The following is a 12,425-nucleotide window of genomic DNA, read 5'->3' as shown; positions in this document are numbered from 1 at the left end:
TCGCTTTTCTTTGCAATGTTCATTTTTTAATAATTTATTAAATTTTGATAAAAATTCTCTATCTCATCCTATCTAGCAGGGTAACAATTTCACTTTGGAGATGGCTTTTAGGTTTATAGACTAGTAAACAAAATTTAATGGTTTTTCATTTTCAATTCCTATGAAAAGGGCTGTGCGCTAACTTTCACAGCGTTGCGAGTGTGCGATACTTGTGGAAAGGGCTGTACTGCGATGCAAAGCTTCAACCAGTGAAAAAGCGAGTCACATTGACATTCCCTCGACGGACGATTCAAATGCCCGTCACCTATCGCCTAGCCAAGGACTTTAACATTGCTGCCAATATCATCCGCGCCCAAGTGGCACCTAACCAAGTGGGCAAACTGGTTCTAGAGTTGGCTGGGGACATTGATCAAATGGAGGCCGCCCTAGAATGGTTACGACAACAGAATATTGAGGTTTCCCTTGCCAGCCGTGAAATTGTGATTGATGAGCAGGCCTGTGTCCACTGTGGCCTCTGTACGGGGGTATGCCCCACTCAGGCGCTGACGCTCCATCCAGAGACGTTTCAACTCCAATTTAGCCGCTCCCGTTGCATTGTCTGTGAGCAATGTGTGACCGCGTGCCCGATGGAGGCGATTCACACCAACTTTTAATTCAACTCCTCAACTCCTCCTCAAGGGTCACGTCTTGATAGATATCAGACAAGTGGCCTTGCCAAGCGATGCTCTTGAGTTCAACCGAATTTTGTGGCGGGGAATAGCCCTGCCAAACCCATAAGCCCGAGGTACTGCGACGAAAGGTCTCTAGCCGCTGCTGACGAGTATTGACCAGCACGTATTCCTCTAGCGTCTCAAGGCTTTGATAGTCAAGGAACTTATCGCCGCGATCAAAGGCCTCTGTTGAAGGAGAGAGCACCTCAATCACCAAGCAAGGGAAAGATTTATAGAGAGAGGTTTGCCGATCCCGTGGATCGCAGGTAACAAAAAGATCCGGATAGTAAAAGCAATTTCGCTGCTCCAGACGCACTTTCATATCTGAAATGTAGAGACGACAGCCCCGTTGGCGCACCGTTGGTCGTAGCAGAGTTGCCAAATTTAAGGCTAAGGTGACATGGGCATCGCTTGCCCCTGCCATTGCGTAGATCTGACCGTTGATGTATTCGTGCTTGACCCCACTTTGGGTTTCCCGTTGCAGATAGTCTTCAGGACTCAGTTGTGGCGAAGGTTGCGTGCTCATTGGCAGCCTAGAATAGCCAACGCTTATCTCGCTACTATTGATCCTAGGGTACGAAGAAAATTATGACCCAACAACACGGATATTGGGCACTGGCAACGCTGGCAGGGATGATGCTCCTGATTGCCCCGGCCAAGGGGGTGCCTGCGGTGGCACTGCCAGAAAGTTTTTATCGGGCGATCGCCAACCAAGACTGGGCAACAGCGGTGCAAATTCTCGATCAGGTCATTCGTGCCCATCCCCAACAGGCGCCAGCCCTTACTAGCTATCGTCAAGAATTGGTGCGGCTGCAACAACTTCCCCGAACCCCTGCTCCGCCCATGGCAACAGTGATCACCCAGCCCAGTGGCATCGTACCGATTCTGCGGCGGCAGGGAGGAATTCCCGTTATCCCAGTGATGTTTAATCAACGGTTACGGTTTGAGATGCTAGTGGATTCAGGCGCCAGTATGACAGTGATTACGCGATCGATGGCACGCGCTTTAGGCATTACCCCCGCTCAAGTGGTGGATAATCGCCTGTTTCATACCGCGAATGGTCAAGTGGTGCTGCCAGTGGTCTATGTCCAATCCATCAGCGTCGGCGGTTTTCATCGGAAGCAAGTGCCCGTTGCTGTCGCTGGGCCTGAAATGACCATTGGCCTATTGGGGCAGGATTTTCTGCAGCACTTTGATGTCAGTTTGCGGCAAGATCATATTCAGTTGCAGCGTCGTCCTTAGGAAATGCCCATTCTCGCCCAAGCGGTCTTAGCCAGTCACAATGCCGGTAAAGTCAGAGAGTTTCAAGGCTGGTTACAGCCATGGATTGGGGAGTTGCTGCCCCTGCCAGCCACGATTGAGATTGCTGAAACTGCGGATTCCTTTGTGGGCAACGCCTGTTTGAAGGCCATCACTGCCGCTCAGGAGCTGGGAAAGTGGGCGATCGCCGACGACTCGGGGCTAGCCGTTCATGCCCTTGAGGGGGCACCGGGGATCTACTCGGCTCGCTACGGTGCGACGGATGCTGAGCGTATTGAGCGTCTATTACGGGAAATGGCCGGTGTCAGCGATCGCGCCGCTGAATTTATTTGTGTCATTGCCCTCGCGCGTCCCGATGGCACGATTGCCGTTACGACCGAAGGACGGTGTGCAGGTGAGATTTTAACGGCGGCCCGCGGTCAAGGGGGGTTTGGCTACGATCCTATCTTTTGGGTGCCCAGTCAGCAGCGTACCTTTGCCGAGATGAGTCCCACTGAAAAGCAACAGGTCAGTCATCGGGGTCAGGCATTACAGCGGCTGCGGGAGTATTTGCAAACCTTTCATCCGTAGATTCACGGTTGTTGGCAGCAAGCTTTTTGTCCTACACTGACGCCAATAGTGTTCCTCAACCAACCTGTGGCCACTATGCAAGAACGGGTCTAGCGTCGCAAAGCTCCATTCAGCGATGCCCTTGATAGAAAGAAATTCACAGGGAATATAATGAAAGGAAAGGTGCACGTCCCGTAGGCCCAGTGGCTGGTAGTCTTCTTGCCGTGATTCAAAGCAAAAACTATGGGCGATCGCGAATTAATAGACCAATTTATTAAAGACTTGATTCAGAAAAATTCGCGAATGCTCTCGAATCGGCACCTGCGCGTCGAAACCACCTTTGATGAAGTTCAGTTGATTTCCTACAAAGATGGCATTGTTGCTCGGGTGAAAACAGATGCCCCCACCCTTGCCATTGAAGTACGAGATGCCTCCCCCTATCGGCCTCTGATTCAAGAGGTAATGGTAGATTATAAGATCTTCCAAGTCGGCGTGGCTCAAACCCCCGGATGTTTACGTTACGAACATCGCACCGTTCCCGAAGGCTATGTGATCCAGTACACCGAAGCGGGAGTGCTGTGGAAAGACCGCTGGGCACGGGGTAAGCGACGCGGCGCTCTGACAGGGGGTAACTCCCTTGGGATGGATGCGATGATTCTCTATCGGGGTACGTGGTATCCCATTCAAAGCGTCAATGCGGCCAATGGCTTTGTTGCTATTCGTACCTTGGGCGGGGAAGCCACCTACAGTGCCTCTGACTTTTTGGTGTGGCTGAAAAAAGAGGAAAAAGACACCGCCGAGAGTCCCAGTCAGATCAGTGCCTACAAACGGGGAGAACGCATGGGAGACATTGACAGCGCCCCCACCCAAATCCTCGATGCTACGGAAATTATGGCTGCCAAGGCCAGTAGCACCCCATCAACGCCAATTGACTCCCCTGCTGGCGAACCGGAGAAGGAAGAAGATCACGCCGTCATTTTGCCGTCAGCGCCACCAGTACCTGCGGTTGCAGCAACAGTTTCAACGCCCCCTGAGCCTGCGCAACCGGTTGAAGCCACCCAAGGGTATCCAGCGGCCAACTACGAGCACGCCGTCGGCTATTCTCACCCCAACTATGATTATTCCCAAGGGTATCCAGCGGCCAACTACGAGCATTCCGTGGGTTATCCCCACCCCAACTATGATTATTCCCAAGGGTATCCAGCGGCCAACTACGAGCATTCTGTGGGCTATCCCCACCCCAACTATGACTATTCCCAAGGGTATCCAGCGGCCAACTACGAGCACTCCGTTGGCTATGCCCATCCCAGTTATGGTCAGCCCTACCCGCCCCAAACCTACCAGCACATTGATCCCAACATTCAGATGGCCTTAACCTATCTCCAATCCAGCTTGGCCTATCTGCTGCAAGTCGAGCCAAAGAATGCCAACGTTCAAGCCGCAGTTCGCGCCACTAGTATGGCGATTCAAAATCTCCTCACCCTTCTCAATGGTTAGCGGCTCTCGGCGAGGGGATGCAGGCGAAGGACACTTTGAATCATTGCCCAAGCGGTTTTAATCTCAGGCACACGAACTTCATCCCATTGGCCGGGTTGACAGTAAAGATAACGAATAAAGCGACGTTGCTTTGGCAAAGAAAAGGGAAGAAACTGCACACCAATCTCTAAAGCCGTGGCGTTTTTTCCTAACGCAACCATTCTTGACCACCGCAGTTGGATCGGTAAGCGCAAGTAGACCAAAGGGCTCGGCGCCAGAAAGTGCAGTTCGCCTCGGGGGTCATCTAACAACTCCGCCGGCAACCTATTGAGACGTATTCGTGCCCCCTCCTCAGACAGGTCAACCGTTTGTCCGCCATAGCAGTTGTCCCCAACGATGAGTTCACAGGGTTCAGAACGCAGGAACCGCGGATGTCGTCGCTGCGGCACATCAATGGCCACCAGAGCACAGACCAAAATCAAGAGAAAGTTGTAGCTAGACCAGACCATGTTAATGGCCAAACTATCGGGATTGACCAGCGTCTCTTGCAAAGGCGAACTCCGCCAAATGAGACCAAACATCATTAGAGCGGCAATGATTAACAAGGGACGAATGACTGGCCAATTAACATTGATGCGATGGGGATCCACAATCCCCTTGGGCGTGACTTTGAAGGTTTTGCCCCTAGGACTGATCAGGGTGCGGATCACTGTGATAGCCATGGGAAAAACAATGATGGTTTCATAAACATCGGACCAAAAGGCGGAGCGGCGGCCTTCGGTGAGCCAAGAAAAGGCCATGATATTGCCCAAATAGTAGGGACAGTAAAAGTACACTACCTCGTTAATTGTGGCGCGCAGCGGCGCCAGCCCAAAGAGCAAAAAGGCCAAGGGCGCCAGCAAAAAAATAACGCGGGGGATCGACAGCAGCCAATAGAGCACGCCAAGGCTATGGTAAAAACGCTGCAGGAAGTTGAGGTTAGGAATGGTAAAAAAGTTGTCCTTGAGGAACAGTATTTGCAGGGTACCTTGTCCCCACCGCAATCGCTGGTTAATATAGGCGCTGATGGTTTCTGGCGACATTCCTGCTGAGAGGGCTTCATTCAGGTATTTGATCTGATAACCACGCCCCTGCAAATAGAGTGAGGTGAGGTAGTCTTCGGTGATACTGTCGGTGGGAATGCCGCCAATTTCATCGAGGGCACTACGGCGAATCACAAAACAGGTGCCACAACACACAACGGCGTTAAAGAAATCGCGGCTGGGCTGAATGAAGCGGAAAAACAGCGTCTGCTCGTTGTTGAGAATCCCCTCTAGCCCCAGATTCACAGTCACTGGATCCTCATTGAAAAAGTGTTGGGGGGTCTGTACCATTGCCGTTTTCGCATCTTGGAAAAAACCCACCGTGCGGGTGAGAAAGTTGCGACTGGGAACAAAGTCGGCATCAAAGACGGCAATCAACTCCCCCGTGAGCGTGGGCAGTGCATGGTTAATGTTACCGGCTTTGGCATGGCGGTTGTCGGGGCGATCGCGATATTCACAGCCGAGTTCTGCAGCTAGGGCACGCACCGCCGGCCGTCGGGTATCGTCCAGCAAGTAGATGCGCTTGTGGGGGTAGTCCATGGCTTGGCAGGCAATGACTGAACGCCGCAAAATGTCCACCCCTTCGTTGTAGGTGGGCAGAATCACATCCACCCAAGGCAAATACTCCCCCCGAATCACAGCTTGGCTTAGGCGATCGGCCTCAGGGCTGCGGTCTTTAGAAAAGATACACAGGGCAAAAAAGCAAATGGTATTTGTTAGGGTCAGTAGTTCAGCGATAAATAACAGAATCGAAATCGTGCCATTGAGGGGATCATCTAGGTTGAGGCTGTTAAAAAAACGCCAGAGGATATACCGCAGTGCCAACAGGGTCAGCCCCAAACCCACAATTAAACGCGACCAAAAATTGGGCTTGGGGGAGATCTCCTTCAGGAAGAACGTAATGGCAATCCAGACTAGTGTGGGCAATAGGAGTGCTTGAAGCGTCGTGCCGTCAGCCCGCAGCAGTGCTTTCCCCTCGTGCCAAAGACCGACTAAGTTGGGTAGAAAGTTTTGCCAATCCAGTTGACTCAGCAGGACGGCCAGAAATGCGCCACTGCCCAACAGTAAAAGCCACAGATCAGGGCTAATACGTCGCGATCGCGCAGGTGCCTGTGGCGTAGGCGGCCTCGATGGCTGAGAAACCCTAGGGGATAGGTTGTTAGTTTCAAGTAGCTTCATGGGAACACAGTCAGTTGGGATGAAGCTCTACATCCTGTACTCACTCAGAGTTGAACAACGCCACGACCTCAAAATTACGATCGGGTGAGCAACTCTTTAGATTTCAACTATTTTCAATGCTTTGATCAATGAGTCTTGGATGTAGCAGTGGTGTTAATTGATTTGATGAATAACAACGCTTCTAAATGCAAGATTAATTATCAGCAAAATTTCTGACTGCCTAGAATAATTGCAGCGAATTCGTAGGCTAAAAAATATGGCCGCTTTGGCTTGACAAGAATGGGACAGATGTAATTTTTCACCATGGTGCTAATCCATTTAGGGAACTTACCTCTAGTGTACCCAATGCTTTAGCAAAACTAAGCCTATACCGAAAAATTAAAGCAAAATTTCAACAATAGGCTAGCGACTTTCGGCAAGGGGATGCAGGCGAAAGACACTTTGAATCATTGCCCAAGCGGTCTTAATTTCAGGCACACGAGTTTCATGCCATTGCCCCGGTTGGCAGTAGAGGTAGGGGATCAGGCGACGGTGCTCTGCCAAGGATAGATCCACAAAGCGAATTCGCATTTCGACAGGGTTGCTGCTCGCCCCCTGCTGAAGTTGAATCAGGCGCTCCTGATCGTGCCAGCGCAGCTCTGCCGAGAGCCATAGATCTGCGAGTTCGCTAGGAGGCAAGAGGCGAAATTGGGCACTATAGGTTCGCAATCCCTGCGGCGAAGCATGGTTTTCCTGACAAGTGTCACAGCGGCGGATTTGTAAGCGGGCGCCCTCTTCAGAAATATCCACAGTTTGCCCGACGTAGCGATCGCCCCCAACAATGAGTTCACAGGGTTCAGCCCGCAGAAAGCGAGTAAAACGGCGCTGCGGTACATCAATGGCCACCAGCATACACACCAACAGCAGCGACAGATTATAGATTGACCAGACGATATTTACCGCCAAGCTATCGGGGTTGACAATCGTATCCTGCAGGGGAGAACTGCGCCAGATCAGGCCAACAATCGTCAAAATGGCAATGATCATCAGGGGACGAATCAGCGGCCAGTTGATATTGATGCGATGGGGATCCACCACCCCTTTGGGGGTCACTTTAAAGGTTTTACCCCTCGGACTAATGAGCGTGCGAATCACCGTGATCGCCATCGGAAAGGCAATAATCGTTTCATAGACATCCGACCAAAAAGCGGAGCGGCGACCTTCGGTGAGCCATGAAAAGGCCATGATATTCCCCAGATAGTAGGGAAAGTAAAAGTAAAGAATCTCGTTCACCGTTGCTCGCAAGGGAGCAATACCAAAGAGCAAAAAGGCCAACGGTGCCAAAAGAAAGATCACCCGCGGAATGGAAAGAAACCAGTAGATAATACTCAAGGAATGGGAGAGGCGCTGCGTTAACCGCAGATTAGGGGCAGTGAAAAAGTTTCCCCCCAAAAAGAGCATTTGCAGTGTGCCCTGCCCCCAGCGCAGCCGTTGGTTAATGTAGGCACTAATCGTCTCCGGGGACATACCCGCCGCCAAGGCTTCATTGAGGTATTTGACGCGATAGCCAAGGCTTTGCAGCTTAATGGTTGTCATGTAGTCTTCGGTGATACTGTCTGTGGGAATGCCACCAATTTCATCGAGGGCACTACGGCGAATCACAAAACAGGTACCACAGCAGACAACGGAGTCCCAGTAGTCACGACTGGGCTGAATAAAGCGGAAGAAAAGGGTTTGCTCATTGTTGAGGATGCCCTCAAGGCCGAGATTGACGGCAACGGGGTCTTCATTGAAAAAATGCTGCGGCGTCTGCACCATTGCCGTCTTGGGATCTTGGAAAAAGCCAACGGTGCGGGTGAGGAAGTTGCGGCTGGGGACAAAATCAGCATCAAAGACTGCTATGAGTTCACCACTAAGGGTGGGCAGCGCATGGTTAATGTTCCCTGCTTTGGCATGGCGGTTGTCGGGGCGATCGCGATATTCACAGCCGAGTTCTGCGGCAAGGGCACGCACCGCTGGCCGACGGGTATCATCGAGCAGGTAAACCCGCTTGTTGGGGTAGTCCATGGCTTGGCAGGCAATCACCGAACGCCGCAAAATATCCACCCCTTCGTTGTAGGTCGGCAAGATCACATCTACCCAAGGCAGATACTCACCGCGAATCACCGCTTGACTGAGGCGATCGGCTTCGGGAGCGCGGTCAATGGAGAAAATACAGTGAAAGAAAAAGGCCACACTATTGAAAACCGTCAGCAATTCTGCCAAAAAGAGAACGACGGAGATCGTGCCATTGAGGGGATCATCCAAGTTCAAACTGCCAAAGAAGCGCCACAATTCATAACGGATTCCCAGTAGGGCAATGCCGATGCTGACGATCAGCCGTGACCAAAAAGTGGGTTTAGGGCAGAGTTCCTTAAGAAGAAACGTGATGGCAAGCCACACAAAGGCAGGCAACAGCAGTGCTTCAAGGGTTGTCCCCTGAGGGCGCATGATGGCTTGTCCGCCCTGCCAAAAACCGACAAGATTCGGCAGCAAATCTCGCCAATCGACTTGCCACAGCAGTACCCCTAGAAGGCCGAGAAAGCCTAGGATCAAAAGCCAGCCATCGGCTTGCAACGACTTGAGGCGCATGATTTAGCTTCCAAAGATCACTTCAACACTTTGACCCACACCACAGAAACGCTCAGCGCTTAAGTCTTCAGGTAGGTTGTTCAGTTGAACGTCAACTGCCAGTTCGTTACGTACCAAGTCGGGAGGGGGCACAGCCACATTTTCACCCACTTCGACTTTGCCCGGCCCGCCGCGAATGGCACGGACAATCCCCGTTAGCCGGCGATCGCTCCCATCCAATAAGCGCACTGTTGCTTCCTGACCCACCCGCAGGCGAGGATTATCCCGCTCCGCCACCAAGCCCGTTGCCCAAACATCGCTACAGTCGAGAATTTTAACGATCGGATCCCCTGCGGTCAGGGGAATACCCAAATCCCCTGTTTTGTGGATCACTGACCAAACCACTGCGGTCGTCGGTACTTTCACGGGGGCAAGGCGTTGCAGGGAGAGTTGCTGTTTGATATTGGCAATTTCACGGCGTAACTCGGCAATCGTTGTGGCCACTGCCAAAAGTTCAACATCAATATCAACCAGTTCAGTTTCTAAATCAATGAGGCGGATTTGGGGAAAGCTAAAAGTACGCGAAGCATCCAGTTGCAATCCTTGGCGAGCCGCTTGTAGGGCTGTTTGTTGGCGGCGCAGTTCGGCCTGTTTACTCTCAACAAATTTCGCTGCTTGCTTGGCACGGGAAACGGCTTCATCGGCGAGTTGGCGCGCCACAGCCCCTGTTTCCACTAAGCTGGTATAGCGATCGGCTTCAATGCGGGCAATGGCCAGAGCTTCTTGGGCTTGGCGCAGTTCGCCTAGGGTACGCTGCACTGCCTCTTGGGCAAAGCGAACTTCAAGGGTTTGCTGACTCTGCTGATAGCGATCGAGTTGAGAAATCAGAGCCATACGGCTGTTGCGTTTCTGTTGCAGTCCCCGTTGTTGGGAAAGGGCGACATTGAGTCGAGTTTCAAGGTTCTGGCGATCGGTTTCCAGTTGGGGATTGCGATCGTTGCGAATCGTCCCAATTTCCGTACCGGCACTCAGGAGTTCGCCAGGGCGCAGTGCTCTTAGGGTTAAGGTGCCGGGAATTCTGGCATAGAGGGTAATAATTGTGCCATTGAGGTAGCCGACCCGACTGACCACATTGCGCTGTCGCCACCACAGGACATACACAGCTAAGCCAATGAGTGTCACCCCCAAGCCAATCCGCACTATCCGAAAAATGCGGCGCCGTTTCTCAGTTTGTGGGGGTTTGGTGGCAACTGCACGGGAAGATGATGAGGTATTCATATTCGGTTTTTCCACTCCCCCAACTCAGCAACATACTCAACAGGAAGCCCATGCTCCTTTGCCCCTTGGAGAATTGTCTCTAAATAGTCGGCTGAAGGCCACAGGGTTTCATCAATAAAATCCTCCCCTGCCACATAGGTCAGAGCCGTTATCGCCTGACCCGTGGACGTTATGACTCTAACAAATTCATGGCGGTAATGTCCCCACTTAACACCTTCGTAAAAATCTAAGCGTTCAATGTCTGCTTCTGTGCAGCGATAAATCACACCCCAAACAGAACGGTGAGGATCAGGGACAACATTTGCTTTGCCAGTGCCATCATTACTGCGTTTATTGAACACAAGGCGATAGCCCCGCAGTTCAGCAACTTCAGCAGTGGGGACGGTACCGATGCGACGTTTTTTTTGGGCGGTACAGAGGTTGCTGCCGTAGGCAAAGTACCAGATACAGCCGTTGTCTAAAATATGGGAATCATCAAGGGGGAGTGATTCGGTCATCAAGCAGTTGAGGAATAGAGTTGGCGGTAAACTTCCATGAGGGCGATCGCCACCGAAGCCGAGAGATTCAAACTGCGCACCGCCGGCTGCCACATGGGAATTTTCAAAAAGGCGTCACAGGTCGCTAAGACTTCGGCGGGGATGCCATCGGGTTCGCTGCCAAAGATCAGCCAATCACTCTCAGCAAAGCTAAAGTCCCAGTAAATCTGTTGGGCTGAAGGCTCAAAGGCAATCAGACGCCCCCCGCTATGGGTGGTTTTGAGGAACGTCGGCCAGTCGGGGTGGCAGTGCAAGGTGACATAGGGCCAGTAATCAAGACCAGCTCGCTTGAGGTAGCGATCGCTGAGTTCAAAGCCCAAGGGTTCAATCAGATGCAGTGGTGTGTGGGTGGCAGCACAGGTGCGGGCAATATTGCCTGTATTCGGGGGAATTTGGGGATGGACAAGCACCACAGCAGGCATGGCGTTGAGTCAGTGGCAACTAGAGACTTAATCCGTTGTCGCCCGGCCACTGGGGGTTAAGCCGCGCCGTCCCTCTTCGCGGGCATAGGTTAAAAAGCGCTGTAGATGCTCTAAATGCTCAGAAGGGGGTAGGGTTGCTAATTGGGCGATCGCCTGGGCAAGAGGTAACTCACGACGATAGAGAATCCGAAACGCCTCCTTGAGGTCGCGCATTTCTGCGTCTGTGACGCCTGCCCGCCGCAGTCCCACCTGATTGAGGGCACGAACCCGCGCCGGATGACCTTCCACCAGCATATAGGGGGGCACATCCCGATCTACCCGTGCCATGGCTCCCACCATTGCCAAGCGACCAATATGGACAAACTGATGAATGCCCACCATACCGCCAATGCGGGCCTTTGATTCAATGCAAACATGGCCAGCGATCGAGGCCGCATTCGTAATTACCACCTGATCCTCAATCACACAATCATGGGCCACATGGACATAGGCCAGCAGTAGATTATGGTTACCAATGATCGTGGCATCCCCTTCACCATTGGCGCGGTTAATCGTCACAAACTCGCGAATCGTGTTGTAGTCACCAATGCGCAGGGCACTATTGGCACCCGTATATTTTTGATCCTGAGAAGCCGTGCCGATGATCGCTCCCGGAAAGATACGATTACCTACCCCCACCTCCGTTGGCCCTTCAATAATCACGTGGGCACCAATTTCGGTATGGGCACCAACGCGCACCTGTTCACCAATCACGGCATAGGGGCCGACCCGAACTGTGGGATGTAGCTCGGCACTGGGATGAATGACAGCAGTAGGATGGATCAGTGTTTGCATCATTGATTGTGACTAGTCCACCAGCGAGAACATCATCTCGCCCTCACAGACCAATTGACCATTCACCTCAGCCCGTCCTTGCATTTTGCCGATGCGCTGCTGCTTGACAACAAGAAGCTCGGCCCGCAGGATTAACTGATCGCCGGGGACGACGGGACGGCGAAAGCGCACCTTATCAATGCCCGCAAACACAGAAAGCTTATCCTTTGCCCAGTTCATCTGCATCAGGACAACCCCTCCCACTTGGGCAAGGGCTTCCACAATGAGCACCCCCGGCATAATTGGGCGACCGGGAAAGTGCCCTTGGAAAAAGGGTTCGTTGATCGTGACGTTTTTCAGCCCCACGGCATACTTTTCTGGCACATAGTCAATGATCCGATCCACCAGCAAAAAGGGGTAGCGGTAGGGAAGCAACTGCTGAAGATCGGTAACCGTCAGCACAGTGGTCGGTGGGGAGTCAGTCAACGTTGGCATAGGGGTAGGTGTCGGCTGCAAATCAAAGATATAAAC

At 52.3% G+C, this 12,425-nt stretch carries 12 protein-coding genes; 4 read left to right on the top strand and 8 right to left on the bottom strand.

What is annotated here, in order from left to right; all coding sequences use genetic code 11:
* The first annotated feature begins 248 nt into the window (after positions 1–248).
* The gene (locus M0646_RS07625) at positions 249–653 is read left to right on the top strand and encodes an NIL domain-containing protein (RefSeq protein WP_149819631.1); all 405 of its coding nucleotides are present in this window, start codon (positions 249–251) and stop codon (positions 651–653) included.
* Between the two features lies 1 nt (position 654).
* Here M0646_RS07625 and M0646_RS07620 read toward each other — a convergent pair whose 3' ends face one another.
* On the bottom strand, positions 655–1,236 hold the full coding sequence (locus M0646_RS07620) for a Uma2 family endonuclease (protein ID WP_286625188.1): 582 nt from the start codon (positions 1,234–1,236) through the stop codon (positions 655–657).
* Positions 1,237–1,298: 62 nt separating this feature from the next.
* On the opposite strand from M0646_RS07620, the gene M0646_RS07615 reads away from it, so the two are divergent.
* The 3 genes from M0646_RS07615 to M0646_RS07605 all read left to right on the top strand — a co-directional run bounded on the left by M0646_RS07615 (position 1,299) and on the right by M0646_RS07605 (position 4,016).
* Complete coding sequence (locus tag M0646_RS07615; RefSeq protein WP_149819627.1) at positions 1,299–1,952, top strand: TIGR02281 family clan AA aspartic protease; 654 nt, start codon at positions 1,299–1,301, stop codon at positions 1,950–1,952.
* A gap of 3 nt (positions 1,953–1,955) precedes the next feature.
* Positions 1,956–2,540: an RdgB/HAM1 family non-canonical purine NTP pyrophosphatase gene (rdgB, locus tag M0646_RS07610; RefSeq protein WP_149819625.1), complete on the top strand. Its 585-nt coding sequence runs from the start codon at positions 1,956–1,958 to the stop codon at positions 2,538–2,540.
* A gap of 282 nt (positions 2,541–2,822) precedes the next feature.
* Positions 2,823–4,016: a hypothetical protein gene (locus M0646_RS07605; protein ID WP_286649468.1), complete on the top strand. Its 1,194-nt coding sequence runs from the start codon at positions 2,823–2,825 to the stop codon at positions 4,014–4,016.
* On the opposite strand, the gene M0646_RS07600 is transcribed toward M0646_RS07605, so the two are convergent.
* From M0646_RS07600 to fabZ, 7 genes are all read right to left on the bottom strand, one after another.
* Complete coding sequence (locus M0646_RS07600) at positions 4,013–6,256, bottom strand: glycosyltransferase (RefSeq protein ID WP_286625186.1); 2,244 nt, start codon at positions 6,254–6,256, stop codon at positions 4,013–4,015. The genes M0646_RS07605 and M0646_RS07600 overlap by 4 nt on opposite strands.
* Before the next feature lie 402 nt (positions 6,257–6,658).
* Positions 6,659–8,866, bottom strand: a complete 2,208-nt coding sequence (locus tag M0646_RS07595) for a glycosyltransferase family 2 protein (RefSeq protein WP_286625185.1) — start codon at positions 8,864–8,866, stop codon at positions 6,659–6,661.
* 3 nt (positions 8,867–8,869) lie between these two features.
* Entirely contained in the window at positions 8,870–10,123 is a 1,254-nt protein-coding gene (locus tag M0646_RS07590) for an HlyD family secretion protein (protein ID WP_286625183.1), read from the bottom strand.
* Positions 10,120–10,620: a gamma-glutamylcyclotransferase family protein gene (locus tag M0646_RS07585; protein ID WP_286625182.1), complete on the bottom strand. Its 501-nt coding sequence runs from the start codon at positions 10,618–10,620 to the stop codon at positions 10,120–10,122. Before M0646_RS07585 ends, M0646_RS07590 begins: the two co-directional genes overlap by 4 nt.
* The gene (locus M0646_RS07580; protein ID WP_149819613.1) at positions 10,620–11,081 is read right to left on the bottom strand and encodes a tRNA (cytidine(34)-2'-O)-methyltransferase; all 462 of its coding nucleotides are present in this window, start codon (positions 11,079–11,081) and stop codon (positions 10,620–10,622) included. Before M0646_RS07580 ends, M0646_RS07585 begins: the two co-directional genes overlap by 1 nt.
* A 27-nt stretch (positions 11,082–11,108) precedes the next feature.
* Positions 11,109–11,915: an acyl-ACP--UDP-N-acetylglucosamine O-acyltransferase gene (gene lpxA / locus M0646_RS07575; protein ID WP_315863029.1), complete on the bottom strand. Its 807-nt coding sequence runs from the start codon at positions 11,913–11,915 to the stop codon at positions 11,109–11,111.
* Positions 11,916–11,927: 12 nt separating this feature from the next.
* Positions 11,928–12,389, bottom strand: a complete 462-nt coding sequence (gene fabZ / locus M0646_RS07570) for a 3-hydroxyacyl-ACP dehydratase FabZ (protein ID WP_286649467.1) — start codon at positions 12,387–12,389, stop codon at positions 11,928–11,930.
* Positions 12,390–12,425: the final 36 nt, after the last annotated feature.

This window comes from Thermosynechococcus sp. B3 (assembly GCF_030323045.1).
Lineage (GTDB): Bacteria > Cyanobacteriota > Cyanobacteriia > Thermosynechococcales > Thermosynechococcaceae > Thermosynechococcus.
Note: the sequence above shows the minus strand (reverse complement) of the source record. Positions and strands in the feature narration are given on the sequence as shown.